At 61.1% G+C, this 21,569-nt stretch carries 20 protein-coding genes and 1 tRNA gene; 12 read left to right on the top strand and 9 right to left on the bottom strand.

The window, feature by feature from the left end:
* Positions 1–19 precede the first annotated feature (19 nt).
* Both ACZ5IL_RS03955 and ACZ5IL_RS03950 read left to right on the top strand, forming a co-directional pair.
* On the top strand, positions 20–958 hold the full coding sequence (locus tag ACZ5IL_RS03955) for a LysR family transcriptional regulator (RefSeq protein WP_464595293.1): 939 nt from the start codon (positions 20–22) through the stop codon (positions 956–958).
* A 41-nt stretch (positions 959–999) separates the two neighbouring features.
* A complete protein-coding gene (locus tag ACZ5IL_RS03950) occupies positions 1,000–1,854 on the top strand; it encodes a DUF1499 domain-containing protein (RefSeq protein WP_464595292.1) in 855 nt (284 codons plus the stop codon).
* 3 nt (positions 1,855–1,857) lie between these two features.
* Here ACZ5IL_RS03950 and ACZ5IL_RS03945 read toward each other — a convergent pair whose 3' ends face one another.
* The 8 genes from ACZ5IL_RS03945 to mnmA all read right to left on the bottom strand — a co-directional run bounded on the left by ACZ5IL_RS03945 (position 1,858) and on the right by mnmA (position 9,896).
* Positions 1,858–2,775, bottom strand: a complete 918-nt coding sequence (locus ACZ5IL_RS03945) for an MBL fold metallo-hydrolase (RefSeq protein ID WP_464595291.1) — start codon at positions 2,773–2,775, stop codon at positions 1,858–1,860.
* Positions 2,776–3,011: 236 nt separating this feature from the next.
* On the bottom strand, positions 3,012–4,226 hold the full coding sequence (locus tag ACZ5IL_RS03940) for an acyl-CoA dehydrogenase (RefSeq protein ID WP_464595290.1): 1,215 nt from the start codon (positions 4,224–4,226) through the stop codon (positions 3,012–3,014).
* 84 nt (positions 4,227–4,310) lie between these two features.
* The gene (gene ribB / locus ACZ5IL_RS03935) at positions 4,311–5,387 is read right to left on the bottom strand and encodes a 3,4-dihydroxy-2-butanone-4-phosphate synthase (protein WP_464595288.1); all 1,077 of its coding nucleotides are present in this window, start codon (positions 5,385–5,387) and stop codon (positions 4,311–4,313) included.
* Positions 5,388–5,523: 136 nt separating this feature from the next.
* Positions 5,524–7,251 carry a cation:proton antiporter gene (locus ACZ5IL_RS03930; RefSeq protein WP_464595286.1) on the bottom strand — a complete coding sequence of 576 codons (1,728 nt, stop codon included), beginning with the start codon at positions 7,249–7,251 and terminating at the stop codon, positions 5,524–5,526.
* 210 nt (positions 7,252–7,461) lie between these two features.
* A tRNA-Met gene (locus ACZ5IL_RS03925) sits at positions 7,462–7,538 on the bottom strand.
* Between the two features lie 105 nt (positions 7,539–7,643).
* Positions 7,644–7,985, bottom strand: coding sequence for a hypothetical protein (locus ACZ5IL_RS03920; RefSeq protein ID WP_464595284.1), 342 nt, complete (start codon positions 7,983–7,985; stop codon positions 7,644–7,646).
* A gap of 48 nt (positions 7,986–8,033) precedes the next feature.
* Positions 8,034–8,672, bottom strand: coding sequence for a class I SAM-dependent methyltransferase (locus ACZ5IL_RS03915; RefSeq protein WP_079445748.1), 639 nt, complete (start codon positions 8,670–8,672; stop codon positions 8,034–8,036).
* A gap of 21 nt (positions 8,673–8,693) precedes the next feature.
* The gene (gene mnmA / locus ACZ5IL_RS03910; protein WP_464595282.1) at positions 8,694–9,896 is read right to left on the bottom strand and encodes a tRNA 2-thiouridine(34) synthase MnmA; all 1,203 of its coding nucleotides are present in this window, start codon (positions 9,894–9,896) and stop codon (positions 8,694–8,696) included.
* Positions 9,897–10,222: 326 nt separating this feature from the next.
* Between mnmA and ACZ5IL_RS03905 the strand changes: the two genes are divergently transcribed.
* The 10 genes from ACZ5IL_RS03905 (at position 10,223) to ACZ5IL_RS03860 (ending at position 20,145) form a co-directional block, all read left to right on the top strand.
* Entirely contained in the window at positions 10,223–11,779 is a 1,557-nt protein-coding gene (locus ACZ5IL_RS03905) for a flagellar hook-length control protein FliK (RefSeq protein WP_464595281.1), read from the top strand.
* Between the two features lie 11 nt (positions 11,780–11,790).
* Positions 11,791–12,483: a flagellar hook assembly protein FlgD gene (locus tag ACZ5IL_RS03900; protein ID WP_464595279.1), complete on the top strand. Its 693-nt coding sequence runs from the start codon at positions 11,791–11,793 to the stop codon at positions 12,481–12,483.
* Positions 12,484–12,664: 181 nt separating this feature from the next.
* Entirely contained in the window at positions 12,665–12,940 is a 276-nt protein-coding gene (gene sciP, locus ACZ5IL_RS03895; protein WP_002714638.1) for a CtrA inhibitor SciP, read from the top strand.
* A gap of 171 nt (positions 12,941–13,111) precedes the next feature.
* Entirely contained in the window at positions 13,112–14,734 is a 1,623-nt protein-coding gene (fliF, locus tag ACZ5IL_RS03890; RefSeq protein WP_464595278.1) for a flagellar basal-body MS-ring/collar protein FliF, read from the top strand.
* 6 nt (positions 14,735–14,740) lie between these two features.
* Positions 14,741–15,832: a flagellar motor switch protein FliG gene (gene fliG / locus ACZ5IL_RS03885; RefSeq protein ID WP_464595277.1), complete on the top strand. Its 1,092-nt coding sequence runs from the start codon at positions 14,741–14,743 to the stop codon at positions 15,830–15,832.
* Entirely contained in the window at positions 15,832–16,461 is a 630-nt protein-coding gene (locus ACZ5IL_RS03880) for a FliH/SctL family protein (RefSeq protein WP_464595275.1), read from the top strand. The genes fliG and ACZ5IL_RS03880 overlap by 1 nt, the downstream gene beginning before the upstream one ends.
* A 14-nt stretch (positions 16,462–16,475) precedes the next feature.
* Positions 16,476–16,826: a flagellar motor switch protein FliN gene (fliN, locus tag ACZ5IL_RS03875; protein WP_079445741.1), complete on the top strand. Its 351-nt coding sequence runs from the start codon at positions 16,476–16,478 to the stop codon at positions 16,824–16,826.
* Between the two features lie 43 nt (positions 16,827–16,869).
* Positions 16,870–18,249, top strand: coding sequence for a sigma-54-dependent transcriptional regulator FlbD (gene flbD, locus ACZ5IL_RS03870; RefSeq protein ID WP_464595273.1), 1,380 nt, complete (start codon positions 16,870–16,872; stop codon positions 18,247–18,249).
* A 109-nt stretch (positions 18,250–18,358) separates the two neighbouring features.
* Positions 18,359–19,468: an ATP-dependent DNA helicase gene (locus ACZ5IL_RS03865; protein WP_464595271.1), complete on the top strand. Its 1,110-nt coding sequence runs from the start codon at positions 18,359–18,361 to the stop codon at positions 19,466–19,468.
* Between the two features lie 296 nt (positions 19,469–19,764).
* A complete protein-coding gene (locus ACZ5IL_RS03860; RefSeq protein ID WP_464595270.1) occupies positions 19,765–20,145 on the top strand; it encodes a BA14K family protein in 381 nt (126 codons plus the stop codon).
* 101 nt (positions 20,146–20,246) lie between these two features.
* On the opposite strand, the gene metB is transcribed toward ACZ5IL_RS03860, so the two are convergent.
* The gene (gene metB / locus ACZ5IL_RS03855) at positions 20,247–21,431 is read right to left on the bottom strand and encodes a cystathionine gamma-synthase (protein ID WP_464595268.1); all 1,185 of its coding nucleotides are present in this window, start codon (positions 21,429–21,431) and stop codon (positions 20,247–20,249) included.
* Positions 21,432–21,569: the final 138 nt, after the last annotated feature.

Below are 21,569 nucleotides of genomic sequence, written 5' to 3'. Positions count from 1 at the left end.
TCCTATTAATGAGACGATGATGCAGGATCTCAACGATCTGTATTTCTTCGTTCAGGTGGTCGATCATGGCGGTTTTGCCGCCGCCGCCCGCGCGCTGGGGATGCCGCGTTCGCGGTTGAGCCGCCGCATCGCAATGCTGGAGGACAGGCTCGGGGTGCGGTTGATCCAGCGTTCGACCCGGCGCTTCAGCGTGACCGAGATCGGACAGGACTACTACCGGCATTGCGTCGCTATGCTGGTGGAAGCCGATGCGGCGCAGGAACTGATCGAGCGCTCGCGCAGCAAACCGCAAGGTATCGTTCGCGTGAGTTGTCCGCCGCCGCTTCTGTATTTCCAGGTCGGCGAGATGATCGCCCGCTTCATGGCCGAGTGTCCGGACGTTGCGGTGCATCTCGAAAGCACGCCGCGCCGGGTCGACGTGATCGCCGATGGCATCGACATCGCACTGCGGGTGCGTTTTCCGCCACTCGAAAACAACGATTTGGTGATGCGGGTATTGGCCGAGAGCACGCAGCGGCTGGTGGCAGCGCCGATACTGTTAAAGGGGCTGAGCCACCCGCTAGTTCCCGCCGATCTTGTCAAGCTTCCAAGCATCGGCTGGGGGCCGCCTCACCAGCATCATGAATGGTGCCTCGACGGCCCTGACGAAGCCACTGCGCTGATCCCCTACACACCACGCCTCATCACCGAGGACATGGTGGCACTGCGTTTCGCGGCCCTGCGCGGCATCGGCGTCGGACAATTTCCGGCCATGGTTGTGGAAGCCGACCTCGACAATGGCACGCTGGTCGACGTGCTGCCGCAATGGCGCCCGCGCGCCGGCATCGTCCATGCGGTGTTCTCGTCGCGACGCGGATTGTTGCCCTCGGTACGAGCGCTGCTGGACTTTCTAGCCGCAGAGTTCGCCGCTTTGACGGAAGCGAACAGCAGCGTTTCTTCAAGGAAGCAAATAAGGTAGGTGATCCACGCAACCCGTCCCCGCCGAAACCGGACGCTCCGATGGCCCGCAGGTTTTCCGCACGCTATCAATCCGAACCGTTCTCCGCGCTGGCTACCTGGGCGCGGCGACTTGCGGTGTTCTCAGCGGTCGCGACGATAGTGTCCATTGTGGCTGTGAGGGTCGGTATCCTCGAGAGCAAGCCCGCACTCGCGACATTGTTAGGCGCTCTGGCCTGCGCCGGGCTGTCGATCCTGGTGGCGTTCGCAGGCCTTGTGGCGCTGTGGCGGGATGGCTCACGCGGCATAGGCCGTATCCTGACAGCGCTGCTACTGAACGTGCTCATTCTTGCCTATCCGGCATACCTCGCCGTGAAATACCGCAACCTGCCGCCAATCCACGATATCACCACCGATCCGATCAACCCGCCTCACTTCGACGCGCTGGCGCGGCTGCGCGGCACCGACGGCGCCAACTCCGCAGTCTACACCGGTCTTTATTCTGCCGAGCAGCAGCGCGTGGCCTATCCCGCGATCGAGCCGGTGGAGCTGGATCTGACGGCCCAGCATGCCTTCGACATCGTCCGGCGGCTCGTCGCGCGGCGCAAATGGCTGGTGATCGATGAACGCCCGCCGCAGCTGCCGCGGCAGCCCGGCCATATCGAGGCGGTGGCAAAAACGCCAGTCATGGGGTTCCGCGAAGACGTGGTGATCCGCATCATGCCGACCGAGGACGGATCGCGCGTCGATATCCGATCCTCGTCGCGTTATTTCGAGCACGATCTCGGCAGCAACGCCGCGCGTGTCAGCAGTCTGATCGACGACATCAACACCGCTGCCGAAAACATTATCGAGAAGCCGGTGAAGGAGCCGCCCGTGCCGGTCAAGCCTCCCGCAAAGGGAGCGGTCAAGCGATAAGGCTCACGCCAGCCGGTAGCGTCCATCGATGACGGGATCACCATCCGTGAGAACAAGGCCCCGCGCCACCAGATCTTCCAGATGCGCCAGCACCGAATAGCCGGCGGCGCCGGACAGCCTGGAATCAAGGCCGATATAGATGGCGCGGACCAGGGTCGGAATATCGGCCTCGCCTTTCGCCAGCCGATGCAGGATCGAAGCTTCGCGCGCCCGGCGATGCCGCGCCAGATGCCGCACGAAACGCGGCCCATCCCGAATCTCGGGGCCATGACCGGAGAAATACAATTGCTCGTCGCGCTGCGAGAACTTCTCGAGCGAGGCCATATAGTCGATCATCGACCCGTCCGGCGGCGCGACGATCGAGGTGGACCAGCCCATGACATGGTCACCAACGAAAAGGATTCCGCGTTCCTTCCACGCAAACGCCATATGGTTCGCGGTGTGTCCGGGCGCGCTCACCGCTTCCAGCGCCCATTCATCGCTGGTCGCGGCATCGCCATCGCGAAGCCGAACGTCCGGACTAAAGTCGCGATCGGCGCCGAACTCCGGATTGTGTTTTTCGTTTTCAAACCGTGGCCGCGAAGCACGATGCGGTCCCTCCGCATAAACTGCCGCGCCGGTAGCCGCCCTGACGCGGGCGGCATTCGATGAATGATCCTTGTGAGTGTGGGTGACGAAGATGTGCGTCACAGTCTCGCCTCTCACCGCGTCGAGCAACGCTTTCGCATGAGCCTCGCTATCCGGTCCGGGATCGATGATCGCAACCTTGCCGCGGCCGACGATGTAGCTCACCGTTCCTGTGAAGGTGAAAGGACTCGGATTATTGCACAGCAAGCGACGGACCCCGGGCACAACTTCCTCGGCGACGCCCGGCTTCAGCGGAAAGTCACGGTTGAAGGGAATGTCTTCGGTGTCTGACATGAACTAACCCAAGCCGTCATTGCCGGACTGGAGCCTTTCCCCTGATGGCATCAGAAGCGAAGCTCTAGATTGTTGTTTTGACACGTTTCTTCACGCGAACCCTCTCCGCTCCGAAAACGCTATGAATCCGGCAATCCAACCTTCTTCAAAGATGGATACCCGGGCCACCTGCGCGGAGACGCGCTTCGCGCTTTTGCCCAGGCATGAGGGATTCGGAGTTGCGCGACGATACGACCCTAAGAAAACGCCGGGATTCCGGTGATGGCGCGGCCAAGGACCAGCGCATGGACGTCGTGGGTGCCTTCATAAGTATTGACGGTTTCAAGGTTGGCGGCGTGGCGCATCACGTGATATTCGATCTGAACTCCGTTGGCGCCGTGCATATCGCGCGCCATCCGCGCGATATCGAGGGCCTTGCCGCAATTGTTGCGTTTGACGATAGAGATCATCTCCGGCGCCATCTTGCCCTCGTCCATCAAACGGCCGACGCGCAGGCTGCCCTGAAGCCCGAGCGCAATGTCGGTCTGCATATCCGCGAGCTTCTTCTGCACCAATTGTGCAGCCGCCAGCGGACGGCCGAACTGCTTTCGCTCAAGCACGTATTTTCGCGCGCGATCCATACAGTCTTCCGCCGCGCCCATAACGCCCCATGATATGCCGTAGCGCGCGCGGTTCAGGCAGCCGAATGGACCTTTCAGTCCGGACACATTCGGCAACAGGTTCTCTTCCGGCACGACCACGCCATCCATCACGATCTCGCCGGTAGCCGACGCCCGCAAACTGAGCTTGCCGTCGATCTTCGGGGCGGATAGGCCCTTCGCGCCCTTTTCGAGCACGAAGCCGCGGACCTGGTTGTCATGCGCCGACGACTTGGCCCAAACAACGAACAAGTCCGCGATCGGTGCGTTGGAAATCCACGTCTTCGAACCGGTCAGCCGATAGCCGTCCGACACTTTCTCGGCGCGGGTTTTCATGCCGCCGGGATCGGAACCGGCATCCGGTTCGGTCAGGCCGAAACAACCGACCCATTCGCCGGTCGCAAGCTTCGGCAAATATTTCTTGCGCTGATTCTCGTCGCCATAAGCATAGATCGGATACATCACCAATGATGACTGCACCGAGTTCATCGAGCGGTAACCCGAGTCCACACGCTCGATCTCCCGCGCGACGAGGCCATAGGCGACGTAGCTGGCATTGGCACAACCATACTCTTGCGGAAGTGTGATCCCGTTCAGGCCAAGCTCGCCCATCTCATTGAAGATCTCGCGGTCGGTCTTCTCCTCCTGATAGGCCTTGACGATACGCGGCTGCAGCTTGTCCTGCGCATAGGCGCGCGCGGTGTCGCGGATCATGCGTTCGTCTTCGGTCAACTGATCGTCCAGCCTGAACGGATCGTCCCACTGGAAACTGACCGGCACGGGTTTGTCCTTGCCTTGCGGACGAACACTCATGACAATCCTTTCACGTCGTTCCGGATACCGCTGCCGGCAAAGCCGCGATCATGAGTATATCCTAATTCGACGCTGCAACCACAGTCAGCTTTCCAGATGCTCGTTCGAAACGATCTCGATGCCGAAACCGGAGAGCCCCTTATAGTCATAGGCCGACGAGGTCAGATGCCGGATCGACGTCACGCCGAGATCGCGCAGAATCTGTGCGCCGACGCCGACCTCTCGCCACTGTCTGTTGCGATCAGCTTCCGCTGACCTGTCTTCAGGGAGCGGCGCCACCGGCACCCCCGCGGCGCCGTCTCGCAGATAGACTAGCACGCCGCGGCCGGCCTTCCTGAAGTGTTCGAGCACCGCCTCCATGCGTTTCGGCCCAGCGAAAATGTCGCGTACAATATTGGATTTGTGGAAACGGGTCAGGACGTTCTGGCCGTCGCCGACGCCGTTATAGACAAACGCGACATGGGCTATCGTATCGAACGGCGAGCGGTAAGCGTAGCCTTGCAGCAGCCCGATCGGGCTGTCGATCGCAAATTCCGAAACCCGCTCAATCAGTTTCTCTCGCGCCTGACGATACGCGATGATATCGGCGATGGTCACATGCCTGAGGCCGTTCGCAGCAGCAAACTGCGCCACCTGCTCGCCTTTCATCACCGTGCCGTCGTCGTTCATCAGTTCGCTGATGACCCCGACCGGGGGCAGGCCCGCCAACTTGCAAAGATCGACCGCCGCCTCGGTATGGCCGGCGCGCAGCAGGACGCCGCCGTTGCGTGCGATCAGAGGGAAGACGTGGCCGGGCCGGGCAAAGTCGCTGGCGCCAGCGTTCGGATTGGCAAGCGCCCGGCAACAGGAGGCGCGCGCCTCGGCCGAAATGCCGGTGCCGCCGTCCGGCTTGTAATCAATCGAGACGGTAAAAGCCGTTGTATGATTGGACTCGTTATGCGCGACCATCGGATCGAGCCGCAGCCGTTGCGCATCCTCCGTGGTGATCGGCGCGCAAACGATGCCGGACGTGTGCCGTATAATAAACGCCATTTTCTCCGCGGTGCAGAGCGAGGCTGCGACGATCAGATCGCCCTCCCCCTCACGGTCCTCATCGTCAGTGACGACGACGATTTCGCCATTGGCAAAAGCCTGGAGGACTTCCGGTATCCGATGGGGCATGGTCTGCGCGTTCCCGTTTGACGGAAGTTCGTATGACGCAGAGCGGGCGACGGTGCAACCGACGGCGTCCGGAAAAGCGCTCACACGATCATGCCATCATATATGATCCGGCATGGTGAGTTCGGTACCGGATCAACTACGGCAGCACCTCCCGACGCCCTTCCAGAATCGCGTCGGTCTCGGCGCGCTTGTCGGCCAGCAACCCGTTTTCGGCAGCTTCAATCGCCGCAAACAACTCTCGCGCGTCGGTCAGACGAGTCACCGTCACGTAATCCGCGCCGGCGGCATATTGATCCTCGACGTCCGACAACCGGTCCGCCGTCGAGATGATCTTTGCGGTCGGGTTCAGCGAACGAACGTGGCGGACAAGCTTTTCATTATTGGCACCCTTGAGCAGCGAATCCGGCACGCTCAGAATGATGATCTCGGCGCTGCCGACCCCGGCATGGACGAGCGTATCCACGTTGCTGATGTCACCATAAGTGACGTGCAGGCCACGAGCCGAGAGGGTACTGAACACCACCGGATTAAAGTCGACCACTCCGATCTGGTCCAGCATCGACTCGTCCCGGCATTCGATCTCGCTCAGCAGCGCGCTGGCGGCACGGAAGAATCCGAGAATGACAATGCGCCGCGGCTCACCGTGTCCTGCGCCATGCCCACCCTCCCCCGCCTGGAGGCGGTCGAGATCGCGAAGGCCGATCCGTTTCAGGAACATGATGCCGTGCCGAGAGAGCTGGTCGCTTCGACCGATAGCGAACGTACTCAACACCGCCAGCACCACGAACGCGAACGACGCTGCGCTCGCGGTCTCGCTTTGGATATGTCCCGCAATCAGCCCGGTTTGAATTACGACGAGCGAGAACTCGCTGATCTGCGCCAGATTGATGGCCGGCAGAAGGCTGGCTCGCAATCCCTGCTTCATCAGATACAGTGGCAGGAAAGTCGTGCTGAGACGACTTACCACGGTGAAGGCCGCGATCACCAGCGCGAGCCCAATCACGGATCCGTTCGGAATCGGAATGGTCATGCCCAGCGCGACGAAGAACAGCGTGATGAAGAAATCACGCAACGTCGTCACCTTTGCGGTGACGTCGAGCGCGTAGGGAAAAGTTGAGAGCGAGACCCCGGCCACCAGCGAGCCCATCTCGCGCGAAAGATGCAGTCGTTCAGCGATTTCGCCGATCAGAAAGCACCACGCGAGCGCGCCGAGCAGCACCAGCTCGGGGCGGCGCGCGATCTGATGAAACAGGTAAGGCAATACATAGCGGCTAAGGATCAGCGCAGTCGCGACCAATGTGCCGGCCCGTGCGATCGACAGCAGCACGATGGTAATGTGAAGATCGTCGAGACTAGGCTGGACCGCCAGGAACAGGATCGCGAAGACGTCCTGAAGCACCAGCACACCAAGCGTGATGCGGCCCGGCAGTGTGTCGAGCTCGTGTTTTTCGTAGAGCACTTTGACGATGATGACTGTACTCGAGAGCGCGCATGCGACACAGAGATAAAGCGCATCGAACCCGCCGACATTGATGGGCAGACCGATTGCCATGAAAAACAATACGCCCAGAATGCAGCCGCCGAGGAGCTGTCCGCCGCCGGCGATCAGGATCACCGGCCCGGCGCGCATGATCTTCTTCAGATCGATTTCCAGGCCGATCATGAAAAGCATGAAGATCAGGCCGAGTTCGGAAATGGTCCGGATCGACTCCTGCGATTTGACCCATTCCATCCCGAATGGACCAATGAAGAATCCGGCCAGCAGATAAGCCAGAATCAACGGTTGCCGGGAAAAATGAGCGGCCAACCCAAGACCCCAGGCAAACAAGATGCAAAGCGTGATGTCGCCAATAAGTTCGTGCATTCCCCTCAGCCGGTCACATATTTCAAACGCTCAAGCAAGGTGGGCAGTTGCCGCCGACTCCGTCGATGCTCGACGCGCTCGCCCCTCGCGCAATCCGGGAGAGACTTTGCCGACATCCGCTTGCCCGCTCGCAACTCGGCATCAGATCAGCTTTTCGTTTTACAACGGGGAACGCTTGATCGCTTGATCCGGGATATATGTGAAAGAGAGTGGTAGCGAGGGAGGGACTCGAACCCCCGACCCCAGGATTATGATTCCCGTGCTCTAACCAGCTGAGCTACCTCGCCGCAGTGTCCATCAACGATGCCGTGAACGCGCGGCATATAAAAAGCCGGTCGAGGGCCTGTCAAGCAAAGCCGCAACAGGCGCCCCGACTTATCGATGAATGGTGCTTATTTGGGCCGCAAGGTCGGATCGCCGCCAGGGCCGCCGGGCGGCGGAATCACCGGCGTATTGCCGCCTTCCGGGGTCGGCGCGCGAATTTCTGGATCGACCCCCGCAGGCGGACATAGCACGCCATCGGATTTCGCAAGCTTCTCGCCCAGTGGCTGCTTTTGCTCGCCTGTCGCCGTTCCGTTCTGCGCGGGTATGTCGTGAGGGGAGCAAGTGGGGGAATTGGGAGACGGGGGCGGCGTTGCCGTCGGAGTGGGCGGGGAGGATGCCGTCGGTGGCGCCTGCGCAGCGGCAATATCGGCGAATGCAAAAAGGGCGATCAACAGGGAGGCGATCTTCATTCGCATGAAACGGCAACGAACGGCCGCAGCGGATGTTCCGCGGCACGATCAGGATTTTCGATAGCGGATCAGCGAAAAATGTCCCATCGGCCGCATCGGGCGACGCTCGAAGAGCGTCACGCCGCCATGCTTGGCGGCCCAATTAACGAGGCGCGCCCACGGGAACTCGGGGCGCCAGCCGAGCCGCCGGGCCAAGGGCGAAAAGCCCAGTTCGAACAAGCGGCGCGGCCCGCGCTCCGCACCAATATGGTTGACCAGAATCAGTTCGCCGCCTGGCTTAAGCACCCGAACAAAATCATCGAGCGTCGCTTCGGGGTCCGGCACCGCCGTGATGACAAACTGCGCCACCACCGCGTCAAAAAACGAATCGGAAAAAGCGAGGTTCTTAGCGTCCATCACCGCCAGCGTTTCGACGTTGGTGAGGTTAAGAGACCGCACCCGCTGCTGCGCCTTGCGCAGCATCGGTTCAGAAAGGTCCACGCCATACAGTTTCGTCGTGGATGCATAATCCGACAGCGACAGTCCGGTGCCGACGCCGACATCAAGAATACGTCCACCGATTGCGTTGGCAATTTCGATCGTGGATTGACGGCCGGGATCGAACACCTTGCCGAACACCAGATCATAAACCGGTGCCCAGAGGCCATAGGCCCTGGCGACGCCCGCGCGGTCGATGTCGTTGCCCATGCTTCCCGCGCGTCCCGGACTCTACCCGCGCAATTCGGCGGCAAAGGGTTGTGCTGGCGCACTGTTCTGCGCGGCGACTTCGTTTGCACGCTGCGCCATGGCCCGTGCGATGAATCCCCCGCCGAGCACGCGCGCCTGCCCTTCCGGCCCGTCGTAAAACACACAGGCCTGACCAGGCGACACGCCCTCCTCGCCGGCGACGAGTTCGACCTCATAGCAACCATCGACAACGCGCAGCCACGCCGGCTGAGGTTTACGCGTCGAGCGCACCCGCACGAAGAGTTCAAGTCCGCCACCGATGGCGCGGTCGAGCGCGCCATCGCCGATCCAGTTGACGTCGCGCAGCACGATGCGATGCATTTTCAGCGCCTCGCGCGGTCCCACCACCACGCGCCGGTTCGCTGCATCAAGACTCAGGACGTAAAGCGGCGCGCCGGAGGCGATGCCAAGGCCGCGGCGCTGGCCCACCGTGAAATGCACGATACCCTCATGATGGCCGATGACATGCCCGCCGAGATCGACGATATCACCGGGCTCCATCGCGTTCGGCTTCAACTGACTGATGATATCAGTGTAGCGGCCCGTCGGCACGAAACAGATATCCTGGCTGTCATGTTTGTCGGCAACCGATAGACCAAAGCGCCGCGCCAATTCGCGGGTCTGCGACTTTGTCATATCACCCAGCGGAAAACGTAGAAAATCGAGCTGCTCCCTCGTGGTGGCGAACAGGAAGTAGCTTTGGTCGCGGTCCGCGTCCGCCGCACAGAGCAGCGCGCGCGATCCACCGGGCAAACGGCGCGAGGCGACGTAATGGCCTGTCGCCAGTGCCGCAGCGCCAAGCTCGCGCGCAGTCGTCAACAGATCACGGAATTTGACTAAGCGGTTGCACTCGATGCAAGGCACCGGCGTCTCGCCCGACGCATAGCTGTCAGCAAAATTCTCAATCACGGTTTCGCGGAAGCGGCTCTCATAGTCCAGCACGTAATGCGGAACGCCGAGCCGCTCCGCAACGTTTCGCGCGTCATGAATGTCCTGACCGGCGCAGCAGGCGCCCTTGCGATGGGTCGCAGCGCCATGATCGTAAAGCTGCAGGGTTATTCCGACGACATCGTATCCCTCGGACTTCAACAGCGCGGCCGTCACCGACGAGTCGACGCCGCCCGACATGGCGACCACGACCCGGGTGTCCTGAGGACGGCCTTCCAAATCCAGACTGTTGAGCATTGATCCCGTCAATTCATGAGACCGTGCAAGATCACATCCGCCTTGCGAATCGGAAACTTTCTCGGTGTTCACGAGCGGCATTCCGCCCGTTGAGCCAACCAAAAGACCAGCCTTTAATATAGTCCGTATTCCCGCGAAGCAATCACGGCCGGACGACGACAACGGACGGCAAATCTTGCCGCTGGGCAAAAAAGAGCGGCCCGAATCGGCGGGTTCCGCCACCAAGCACTTCTATAACTCATTGGCTATCATCATCATTTTCCGGCCTGGACGATGGCCCGGTCCTTGCTGCTTACCTCAACGACTCTATCCGCAAGAGGTTGCCTGTGCTTAGCGTACCGACGGAAACCGCCGCCAATGTGTCTTTCCAAAGCGCGCAGCCGAGTTCTCAGCGCAGCGGCCGATCGTCCGAGGATGCTTTCGAAACCCTGGTCGATGCCAGCGCGCAAGGCTCGCATACCGCGGTCGCGCAGGCGTCGAATTCGCGTGATCCGTTCAATATACGTCCCAATATTCCCCATCCGGACCGCGTTAAGCCGGAATCGGGCGACTCTCGGGCAACGTCCGCCCGGTCACCACAGGCCGATTCGGTGGGGGCCGACAGAGATATTGGGCAATCCCCCCCTGGCGCAAAAGTATCGAGCGTCGCACACCGCCACGGGACCCAACACGATGATCCCGAAATCGCGTCGACCGGAAACGCTTCTGAAACCGTGCAGGCGTTTTCGGACACGACCATCCCCGGCGCCTCACCGGATCCTGTCGCAACGCCGCCTGCCGCAGCCATCCCGGTTACGGTGCCTCTCGTGGGAGCCCCCGCTGAATTAACAACCCAGCCGGTTCGCAGCGCCACGGAACTACCGTTGGCGCAGCAAACTGGTGCAATGACATCGCCTGCGAATGCGGGTTTCAATCCGGCCCTCGCAACCGATACAGTCGCGGTCACAGCCCCCATCCTTCAACAGACACCGAACACTGAACAGGCTGCGCAGACAGCTGCGATGCAGACCGGGAGTGCCTTAGCGGCGGCAGTGGCCAAGACAGCACCTGGCGCCACGAAGGCGACTGTAAGGACGCTCGACAATGCGCGGTCGGACAGAACCGCAGCATCGCTCTCCACTGGGATCCAGCCCGGACCGGAAGCGTCGGACTTAACAACGCCGTCGGCAGCAAGCGGCAATCCCTCGTCGTCCGAGGCCAAGCTCCCCGATCACAAGCATGATGCCGCCGCCACCGCCGGTGCGAAGACCGCCTCATCCGACACCGGAACGCCCGAAACGCAACCGGGAGCAGCAATGCCGCAGCATCCCGCCCAGGCGGCCGACGCCACCCCCGTCGCTCCGCAAGCCGGTCAGGTCGAAGGTCAGAGCATCAATAACGCCAATGCGCAGCCGCAGATCCAATCCAACACTGCAACCCCGGCGACGCCACAGTACAATGTCGCGGTGGTTACCGACGCGGCCGTGCCACTGAACGGGCTTGCGGTCCAGATCGCAGTCACGGCCCTTAGCGGCAAGAGTCGCTTCGAAATCCGGCTCGACCCCGCCGATCTTGGCCGCATTGATGTCCGTCTCGACGTCGATCGCCAGGGCCGGGTTACGTCGCATCTGACGGTCGAGAAGCCGGAAACGCTTGCAATGCTTCGACAAGATGCGCCGCAGCTCCAGCGCGCGCTACAAGATGCCGGCCTGAAGACCGGCGATGGCGGTCTCCAATTCAGCCTGCGGGATCAATCCTCCCAGGAACAGAACGCGCGCGATGGCACCGGCGGCCGTCACAACCAGCGCCTGATCGTGACGGAGGAGGATCTTCCGGTAGCAACGGCCGGACGAAATTATAGCCGGGTTTTCGAATCGAATCGCGGTCTCGACATCAGGGTTTGAAGGAGACGAAAATGACGACGTCAGTGGGTTCTGCGGTTCAGCAGGTGGTATCGGGCACGACGGCGCTGCCTGCCTCCTCTCCGGGTTCGCAAGCAACACCCAACAACGCTACGCTGGCCGGCAACTTCCAGACCTTTCTCACGCTGCTGACGACGCAATTGCAGAACCAGAATCCGCTCGATCCGCTGGATACAAACCAGTTCACCCAACAGCTCGTCCAGTTCGCGGGCGTCGAGCAGCAATTGAGAACCAACGACCAGCTTTCGAACCTCGTCTCCATGCAGCAGACCACGCAGGCAACGCAGGCTCTGGACTTCGTCGGCAAGAACGCCGTGGTTGACGGCAGCACCGCCACCATGACCAACAATGCGGCGACGTGGCAGCTCGGTATTCCGACGGCCTCCACCCTCACCGTCAACATCGCAAACAGCACTGGCCAGAATGTCTTCTCCGGCTCTTACGGCGTCAATGGCGGCGACAATCAGGTCTTCTCCTGGAACGGCCTCGGTAATGACGGCACGCAATGGCCAGACGGCAAATATACGCTGACCGCGACAGCTGCCGATGCATCCGGGAATCCGGTCGCGGTCTCGACGCAGATTCAGGGGCAGGTCAATTCTGTCGATCTGACCCAGTCACCCCCTTTGCTATCGATCGGCGGCCAGACCTACACCATCAGCCAGATCAAGCGCATCCTGAACTGACGGCGGTTGGCCGGTAGCAGGAATTCTTCCGCCACACCAAGCGACCCAACGCTCGGCCAAGCCCTATCCGGAACGCCATTTCAAAGGAGAATCGTATTGAAGCCTAGAGCTTAGGCAAATTTTAAGCCGCAGGGCGTAGGTTTGTCGGTGAGTTCAATGGTTTAGAGTTTGTGAGTACGCCATGACAGAACCGCACCGCCCGAGGGTGAAATACGTCATAGGACCCGACGGCAGTCCACTAACGATTGCGGATTTGCCGGCACCAGGAACCAAGCGCTGGGTCATTCGCCGAAAGGCCGAAGTCGTCGCCGCGGTACGTGGCGGACTTCTCTCGCTTGAGGAAGCTTGCAGCCGCTACACGCTGACTGTCGATGAATTCCTGTCGTGGCAGTTTTCGATCGACCAGCACGGCTTGGCCGGGTTGCGCACCACTCGTATTCAACAATATCGCCAATAAAAGAGCTTCTTTCAGGATAGTTCGAACCCAAACCGGCATTCATTCGGATGCCGGTTTTTTACTGTTTGCAATTTCGTCACGGGTCTTAACCGCCATTAACCATATCGAAACCATACCATAGGCAATATTTGCCGAGTCGGCCTTCCAGGCCGAGTCCGAGGGGCTGGTTCGTTGCAAGGTCTGCTGGCATTTCTGAAAGGCCTGGGAGCATCCCGGCTGATGGCGATGGTCGCGGTCACCGCCGTGCTGATCGGTTTCTTCGGGTTCGTCATCGTACGCGTCACGACGCCGCAGATGACGACCCTCTTCACCGATCTCAGCGTTGAGGACTCCTCCGGCATCATCAAGGATCTCGAACGTCAGGCGATTCCCTACGAGCTTCGTAACGACGGCGCCGTGATCATGGTGCCGAAGGACAAGGTCACGCGGCTGCGAATGAAGCTCGCCGAGGCGGGGCTGCCCAAGGGTGGCGGCGTCGGCTATGAGATTTTCGACAAATCGGATGCGCTCGGGACGACCAGCTTCGTCCAGAACATCAATCGTCTGCGCGCACTGGAAGGCGAACTCGCACGCACCATCCGCGCCATCGACCGCATTCAGGACGCCCGCGTCCATCTGGTGCTGCCCGAGCGGCCGCTCTTTACGCGCGAAGCGCCTCAGCCCTCGGCTTCGATCGTGGTGCGTGTCCGCGGCGGCCTCGAACCGCAACAGATACGTGCTATCCGCCATCTTGTCGCTTCGGCCGTCAACGGACTGAAGCCGCAGCGGGTCTCCATCGTGGACGAATCCGGCCAGTTACTTGCCGACGGATCGGCGACCGATGCCGACGGCGTGACCGGAGACGAGCGACGCAACGCATTCGAAAACCGGATGCGCCATCAGGTCGAGGCAATCGTATCGTCAGTGGTTGGAAGTGGCCGTGCCCGCGTCGAGCTCTCCGCCGACTTCGATTTCAACAAGATCACCCAGACCTCGGACAAGTTCGACCCGGAAGGCCGGGTGCTGCGATCCAGCCAGACCCGCGAGGAGTCCTCCACCACCGCGGAGAACAACGGCCAGGTCACGGTCAACAACGAACTGCCCGGCAATCAGCCATCGGACAATCCGAACCCGGCGCGCGACCAGAGCAAGAAGAGCGAAGAAACCAACAATTACGAGATTTCCCGCACCACCAAGACCGAGGTGACCGAGGTGGGCCGCGTTAACCGCATTTCGGTCGCTGTCCTTGTCGACGGCACCTATGCCAAGAATGAGCAGGGTCAGACGGTCTACGCGGAACGCAGCAAGGAGCAGCTAGACCGCATCGCCACGTTGGTGCGCTCGGCTATCGGTTTCGACCAGAAGCGCGGCGATCAGGTCGAGGTCGTCAACCTCAAATTCGCCGAGCCGCCCGCTGTCGTGCCGCTCAGTGAGCCGGCAGGATTGCTCGGAATGATCGCATTGACGAAGGACGACGTGATGTACGTCGTCGAACTTGCTGTCATGGCGCTGCTTGGTCTCGTGGTGGTGTTCATGGTGATCCGCCCGCTGGTCAAGCGAATCCTGGCCTCGGAGCCGGCCCCGGCCAGCGCGCAACCGGCCGCGCTCCCGGTCCCGGCCGACGCCAGCGCTCACCCAGCAGAACCAGGACAGAATCTCATTCCCGGCAGCAACGCCACCGCACAATTGATCGACGTTGCCCAGGTGCAGGGACAAGTCCACGCCCAGTCGGTGCACCGGGTCGGCGAACTGGCCGAGCGCAACCCGGCCGAGACTGCATCCATCATCCGTCAATGGCTTGCCGAACCAGCATAATCTGACATGTCCGTACCGCAAACCACCACCAACCCAAACGCCAACGACATCAACAGCGTCGTTGCCACGCTTGCGAGCCGGCAAAGCGCCCGTCCCAAGTCCAAGCCGATGAGTGGGCCAAAACGGGCGGCGGTGATGATGTTGGCGCTGGGCGAACAGTACGGCGGCAAGGTCTGGGCCATGCTGGACGATGACGAGGTGCGTGACCTGTCGCTGGCAATGTCGACCCTCGGCACGGTCGAGGCCGATGTGGTTGAAGATCTGCTACTCGAATTCGTCTCGCGGATGTCGGCGTCGGGCGCGCTGATGGGCAATTTCGATGCAACCGAGCGGCTTCTGACTCAATATCTCCCCGTCGAACGCGTGACCGGAATCATGGATGAAATCCGGGGCCCTGCCGGTCGCAACATGTGGGAAAAACTGTCAAACGTTCAGGAGGAAGTTCTCGCGAACTATCTCAAGAACGAATATCCGCAAACCATCGCAGTGGTGCTGTCGAAGCTGAAGCCCGAACATGCCGCGCGGGTGCTGGCCATCCTCCCCGAGGACATGGCGTTCGATGTGGTCGGCCGCATGCTCAAGATGGAAGCGGTGCAGAAGGAAGTGATCGAGCGCGTCGAGCAAACGCTCCGCAGCGAATTCATGTCCAACCTGTCGCAGACCCACCGCCGCGACGCCCACGAGGTGATGGCGGAAATCTTTAACAATTTCGACCGTCAGACAGAGACCCGCTTTATCACCTCGCTGGAAGAGGAGAACCGCGAGTCCGCCGAACGCATCAAGGCGCTGATGTTCACGTTCGACGATCTCGTGAAGCTCGATGCGGGTTCGGCACAGACCCTGATGCGCCACGTCGACAAGGACAAGCTCGGTATTGCGCTGAAGAGCGCCAACGAAGAGGTGCGCGCCTTCTTCATGGGCAACATGTCATCCCGTGCCGCGAAGATGCTGATGGACGACATGGCGGCGCTTGGGCCGGTCCGGCTGCGCGACGTCGACGAAGCGCAGGCGCTGCTGGTCAATCTCGCCAAGGACCTCGCAGCCAAGGGCGAAATCATGCTGTCGAAAAACCGCGCCGACGACGAGCTGGTGTACTGATGAACGGTCCGGCAAAATTTCTGTTCGATACGGACTTCTCGGCTCCGCATAAATCCCGGGAGCGGGCGCCTACGGCTTTGGAAATCGCACAGCAGATCGCGGCCGCGGAAGCCACGGCCTATAAAAAGGGCTTCGAGGCCGCGCAGCGTGAAGCCAAGGTGCAGTGCGATCACCGCGTGGCGCTGGCGATCGAGGGCAGCGCCGCGGGTATCAAGGAAATCGCCCAACGTTTCGCGGGCGTCGAAATGCGAATGGAGACCGAAGCGGTCGATGTCGCCATCGCGGTCGCGCGCAAATTGTGCAGCGAATTGATCGCGGCCGAGCGACCGGCGGAAATCATCGCGCTAGTCCGCGACTGTTTCCGGCACCTGGTGGCCACGCCGCATCTCGTGGTCCGGATCAACGATCAACTCTACGACGCAGTACGCAGTCAGATCGAGTGTATGGCAAAACAGAGCGGGTTCGCCGGACAACTCGTCATTCTCGCCGAGCCCGATGTCGCAACCGGCGACTGCAAGATCGAATGGGCCGACGGAGGGATCGTGCTGGAACGGGCGGCCATCGACGCCAAGATCGACGAACTGGTGCGCGGCTACATGACGACACGTAAATCGAACGGCACTCCCTGAGATGGTAGCGAACAATGAGCGATAACGACACCCAGGTTCCGCTTCCCGACCTCAACGCCGCCGATGCGCCGACAATCGACGACGTTGGATACAGCGAGGACGAGCAGGTCTCGCGGGTCGCCTCCGACCTCGAGGCTGTGTTCGACGTTCCGGTGCAGGTGTCCGCCGTGCTCGGCCGCTCCAAGATGGACGTCGGCGCGCTGCTCAAGCTCGGGCCCGGCAGCGTTCTGGAACTCGATCGTCGTGTCGGTGAGGCCATCGATATCTACGTCAATAACCGGCTCGTGGCGCGGGGCGAGGTGGTTCTCGTGGAGGACAAGCTCGGCGTGACCATGACCGAAATCATCAAGGCCGAGAAAGCCTGACCGCCAGCGCTGCGAGCGCTGGATACATAACAGGAGCAGATCCATGCGGCTTCTCATTGTTGGCACATTGAAGGGCCAGCTCACAACCGCCACCAAGATCGCCATGGATAATGGCGCCTCCGTCACCCACGCGGCCGGCAACGAACAGGCAATGGCCGTGCTTCGCGGCGGCAAGGGCGCCGATCTCCTGCTGATGGATGTCGGTCTCGATATCCGCGACCTCGTGATTCGACTCGAGGCGGAACACATTCACGTCCCGATCGTGGCCTGCGGCATCATCAGCGACGCTCGCGCGGCGGTCGCGGCGATCCACGCCGGGGCCAAGGAATACATCCCGCTGCCGCCGGACCCGGAACTCATCGCGGCGGTAATCGCCGCGGTGGCAAACGATTCCCGCGATCTCGTCTACCGCGACGAGGCGATGGCCAGGATCATCAAGCTGGCGCAGCAGATCGCAGGCTCCGACGCCTCGGTCATGATCACCGGCGAGTCCGGGACCGGCAAAGAGGTATTGGCGCGTTATGTGCACGCGCGCTCGAACCGAGCCAAACGGCCATTCATCTCGATCAACTGCGCAGCGATTCCGGAGCACCTTCTGGAATCCGAGCTGTTCGGCCATGAGAAAGGCGCGTTCACCGGGGCTATCGCGCGCCGGATCGGCAAATTTGAGGAGGCCAGCGGCGGCACGCTGTTGCTCGACGAAATATCCGAAATGGACGTCCGGCTGCAGTCCAAGCTGCTGCGCGCCATCCAGGAACGCGTGATTGACCGGGTCGGCGGCACCCGGCCGGTGCCGGTGGATATCCGCATCATCGCCACCTCCAACCGCAACCTGGCGGACTCGGTGCGGCAGGGCACCTTCCGCGAGGATCTGCTGTTCCGCCTCAATGTCGTAAACCTGAAGATACCGTCCCTGCGCGAGCGTCCCGCCGACATTCTCGAACTGGCGCAGCACTTCGCCAAAAAATATGCTGCGGCCAACGGCGTGCCGGTACGTCCGATTTCGGCGGACGCGCAGCGCGTGCTGACCGCCAACCGTTGGCAGGGCAATGTCCGCGAGCTGGAAAACACCATCCACCGCGCGGTGCTGATGGCCAGTGGCGACGAAATCGGCGCCGACGCGATCCTGACGCCGGAAGGCGACCGTCTTGATCTCGCCAAGACGGCGCCGGCCGTGGCCCATGCCACACTCGCCGCCGAGCAGGTGACACGCGCGCTGGTCGGTCGTACCGTGGCCAACGTCGAGCGCGACCTGATCCTTGAAACGCTGAAGCACTGCCTCGGCAACCGGACCCATGCCGCCAACATCCTTGGCATCTCGATCCGCACCCTGCGCAACAAGCTGAATGAATACGCCGACGATGGCGTCGCAATCACGCCCCCCGGCAACGGCGATCATCGCGCATTCGTCGCAACGGCCTGACAACCCGATTCACCGCGAGGGTAATGCGTCTTGCGCTCGCCCCGCGAATGGTTAGCTTTCGAAGATCGAATCGCGGCATCGTTCGCCGGCTTCCTTTGTCTTCGAAATCATGGCCTCCTTCACACCGCATCAGGATACAGCGCTGAAAGCCGTCGCCGATTGGCTCAAAGCCAAACCCGGCAAGAACGGAACGCCTCCGGTATTTCGCCTGTTCGGCTTTGCCGGAACCGGCAAGACCACGCTGGCGCGTCACATCGCTGACGGCGTCGATGGAGAGGTCAAGTTCGCGGCCTTCACCGGCAAGGCCGCGCTGGTGATGCGCAATAAGGGCTGCGACGGCGCATCAACGATTCATTCGCTGATCTACCGCGCCCGCGAATCCGGCGAGGAGCAGCCGAGCTTCGAGCTATGGGACGATGCGCCCGCCTCCAAGGCCAAGCTCATCGTGATCGATGAATGCTCCATGGTCGACGCGGAACTCGGCCGCGATCTAATGTCGTTCGACTGTCCGCTGCTGGTGCTGGGCGATCCCGCGCAATTGCCGCCGATTCAGGGCGCCGGCTTCTTCACCAATGCCGCGCCGGATGCGATGCTGACCGAGGTTCATCGTCAGGCCCAGGACGACCCGATCGTACGGATGTCGATGGACGTGCGCGAGGGTCGCGAACTCGACATCGGCCGCTACGGCGAAAGCGAGGTGGTGTCGCGCGGCGATCTCGATCCGGCACGCGTGATGGCTGCCGGCCAGGTGCTGGTCGGGCGCAACAACACCCGCCGTTCCTACAACATGCGATTTCGGCAACGGCAGAACATCGAGGATCCGCTGCCAGTGGCGGGCGACAAGCTGGTCTGCCTGCGCAACAACCGCAAGAAGGCGCTCTTTAACGGCGGACTGTGGCGTGTGAAATCGCGCGCCACCTCAAAGTCAAAGATCATCACGATGCGTCTGTCACCCGACGAGGAATTTGCACACAAGGTGACAAAAGTCTCGGTGCGACAGGACTGTTTCGCCGGAGGCGTCGAGGATATTCCGTGGGAACAGCGTAAACCTTACGACGAGTTCGACTATGGCTATGTCCTGACGGTGCATAAGTCGCAGGGTTCGCAGTGGGACGACGTGGTCCTGTTTGACGAGAGCTTCGCATTTCAGGACAGCCGCGCGCGATGGCTCTACACGGGCATCACCCGCGCTGCAAAGCGGCTGAGCGTCGTGGTGTAACGATCAAATCCGGGACACGAAGCAGGATAGCTTCACCGCGAAGCGTCACCAATGAGATTTACCTTGATATGAGCAAATCCACACAAACAGGCCAGCTTGCGATTATATTCGTCATCGAACTAAAAAATGAACCATGAAGCGGCCATCGAGCACTAACGTACGATGATCGTCACATGAATTACGGCCGCTCGCGGCAATCTGATGCCGCGCTGATTTGTGACGCCTTAAATGTCTGACACTTTGAAATAAATAGAACAAATGTCTTTGGCCAATATTCCTACCGTTGAGGAGCTTAAATGATGCGATCGAAAATCCTGTTGACGGCGCTGTTTGCTGGTTCCTTTGCACTCACATTTTCCGTTCCGGCGACCTCAGCACCGCTCATGGCTCAGTCCAACATGAGCAAGGCTGCCCCGTCCTCAATCGAGACCGTTCAGTATTATTATCGTCGCGGATATTATGGTCCTGGCTACGGCTACGGCTACGGCAATGGAGCAGCGTTGATCGGCGGCCTGGCGGCTGGCGCCATTGTCGGCGGCGCGATTGCTGCCGGTCAGGCCAATGCGGCCGCGGCTGCGCAACAGAATGTGGCCTATTGCGCGCAGCGCTTCCGTTCCTACGATCCGGCATCCGGAACATATCTTGGCACCGATGGATACCGTCATCCCTGTCCGTAACGGCCGGGATTCGATCGGCACGACGCTAGCGTTTTCAAATCATTTGCCGCGGAGCCAGTTGGCTCCGCGTTTTGCCGTGCGGATAACTCTGGCGTCGTGGCTCAGACGTTCGCACTCGATCGAACCGGTCGATCGGTCGCAGCAAGAGCCCGGTCCAGATCGGCGATCAAGTCGGCGGCATCCTCCAGGCCGATCGAAAGCCGTATGAGACCGCTGGTGATGCCGGCGGCCTCGCGCGCTTCCTCCGACATTCCGGCATGGGTCATCGTGGCTGGATGAGCCACCAGGCTCTCGGTGCCACCGAGCGACTCCGCAAAGCTGAAAAGCCGCACGGCCTCGACGAAGCGGCCAACCTCCACCTCGTCTCCTCTCAACTCGAAGCTGAGCATCGCGCCAAAGCCGGATTGCTGCGCTTTAGCGACAGCATGACCCGGATGCGAGGGTAATCCCGGATAGTGGCATGCCGCGACAAGGGGGTGTGAGACAAGAAACTCAGCAACCGCTTGCGCGTTGCGTTGCTGACACTCCACGCGCGGAAACAGCGTACGGACCCCGCGAAGCGCCAGATAAGAATCAAACGGCGCCCCCGTCGTGCCAACGATATTGGCCCAGGTCGTCAAGGCTTCGGCATCGCCGGGATCGGCTGCGATCACTGCGCCGCCGACCATGTCCGAGTGGCCATTGAGATATTTCGTCGTCGAGTGAACGGCGAAATCGGCGCCCAGCGCGATCGGTCGCTGCAGCGCCGGCGACAGGAAGGTATTGTCAACAGCCACCTTGGCACCGACCGTCCTTGCCTGCGCGACGATCGCCCGGATGTCGACGATGCGCATCAAGGGGTTGCTCGGGGTCTCGATCAAGATGAGCTTGGGTTTGTCCTTCAAAGCAGATGTCAGCGCCGCCTGGTCGTTCTGATCAACAAAGGCCACCTTGAAATGGCCGCGGTCGCGGCGGTTCAGAAGCAGGCGATGCGTACCGCCGTAACAATCATGCGGCACAACCACAATGTCGTCGCGTGAGAGTTGCGACAGCACCAGATCGATCGCGGCCATGCCCGACGACACCACCACCGCTCCCGCGCCGCCCTCGAGTTTGGCAAGAGTGTCGGCCAGCAGCGTCCGGGTGGGGTTACTGGTACGGGTGTAATCGTGCGTACCTTTGCGCCCAAATCCGGGCCAAGTGAAAGTGCTCGACAGACAGATCGGCGGCGTCACCGCTCCGAAAGTATCTTCCGCCGCGATGCCGTTTGCAGCCGCGACCGTTCTCGGATTCATAGATTCGGACATGACGTTCGTGAACTTTCAATAAAAATGCGAGGGCCGGCACGATCCCATCCGGGATATCGCGCCGGTCAGCCGTTTGCAAATTTAAGGGACTTCCTTCGAAACACAACGATCCTGGGAGGCCAACGCAATTCGCGTTGC

It is taken from the genome of Nitrobacter sp. CN101, assembly GCF_055390255.1.
Note: the sequence above shows the minus strand (reverse complement) of the source record. Positions and strands in the feature narration are given on the sequence as shown.

What these genes read in the sequence shown, in the direction of transcription:
- ACZ5IL_RS03915 (WP_079445748.1), bottom strand. Translation starts at nt 8,672, where the DNA reads ATGGGCAACGACATCGACCGCGCGGGCGTCGCCAGGGCCTATGGCCTC.
- flbD (WP_464595273.1), top strand. Translation starts at nt 16,870, where the DNA reads ATGCGGCTTCTCATTGTTGGCACATTGAAGGGCCAGCTCACAACCGCC.
- ACZ5IL_RS03880 (WP_464595275.1), top strand. Translation starts at nt 15,832, where the DNA reads ATGAACGGTCCGGCAAAATTTCTGTTCGATACGGACTTCTCGGCTCCG.
- mnmA (WP_464595282.1), bottom strand. Translation starts at nt 9,896, where the DNA reads ATGCTCAACAGTCTGGATTTGGAAGGCCGTCCTCAGGACACCCGGGTC.
- ACZ5IL_RS03955 (WP_464595293.1), top strand. Translation starts at nt 20, where the DNA reads ATGCAGGATCTCAACGATCTGTATTTCTTCGTTCAGGTGGTCGATCAT.
- ACZ5IL_RS03930 (WP_464595286.1), bottom strand. Translation starts at nt 7,251, where the DNA reads ATGCACGAACTTATTGGCGACATCACGCTTTGCATCTTGTTTGCCTGG.
- ACZ5IL_RS03900 (WP_464595279.1), top strand. Translation starts at nt 11,791, where the DNA reads ATGACGACGTCAGTGGGTTCTGCGGTTCAGCAGGTGGTATCGGGCACG.
- ACZ5IL_RS03950 (WP_464595292.1), top strand. Translation starts at nt 1,000, where the DNA reads ATGGCCCGCAGGTTTTCCGCACGCTATCAATCCGAACCGTTCTCCGCG.
- fliG (WP_464595277.1), top strand. Translation starts at nt 14,741, where the DNA reads ATGTCCGTACCGCAAACCACCACCAACCCAAACGCCAACGACATCAAC.
- ACZ5IL_RS03945 (WP_464595291.1), bottom strand. Translation starts at nt 2,775, where the DNA reads ATGTCAGACACCGAAGACATTCCCTTCAACCGTGACTTTCCGCTGAAG.
- ACZ5IL_RS03940 (WP_464595290.1), bottom strand. Translation starts at nt 4,226, where the DNA reads ATGAGTGTTCGTCCGCAAGGCAAGGACAAACCCGTGCCGGTCAGTTTC.
- ACZ5IL_RS03865 (WP_464595271.1), top strand. Translation starts at nt 18,359, where the DNA reads ATGGCCTCCTTCACACCGCATCAGGATACAGCGCTGAAAGCCGTCGCC.
- sciP (WP_002714638.1), top strand. Translation starts at nt 12,665, where the DNA reads ATGACAGAACCGCACCGCCCGAGGGTGAAATACGTCATAGGACCCGAC.
- ribB (WP_464595288.1), bottom strand. Translation starts at nt 5,387, where the DNA reads ATGCCCCATCGGATACCGGAAGTCCTCCAGGCTTTTGCCAATGGCGAA.
- metB (WP_464595268.1), bottom strand. Translation starts at nt 21,431, where the DNA reads ATGTCCGAATCTATGAATCCGAGAACGGTCGCGGCTGCAAACGGCATC.
- fliN (WP_079445741.1), top strand. Translation starts at nt 16,476, where the DNA reads ATGAGCGATAACGACACCCAGGTTCCGCTTCCCGACCTCAACGCCGCC.
- ACZ5IL_RS03920 (WP_464595284.1), bottom strand. Translation starts at nt 7,985, where the DNA reads ATGAAGATCGCCTCCCTGTTGATCGCCCTTTTTGCATTCGCCGATATT.
- ACZ5IL_RS03860 (WP_464595270.1), top strand. Translation starts at nt 19,765, where the DNA reads ATGATGCGATCGAAAATCCTGTTGACGGCGCTGTTTGCTGGTTCCTTT.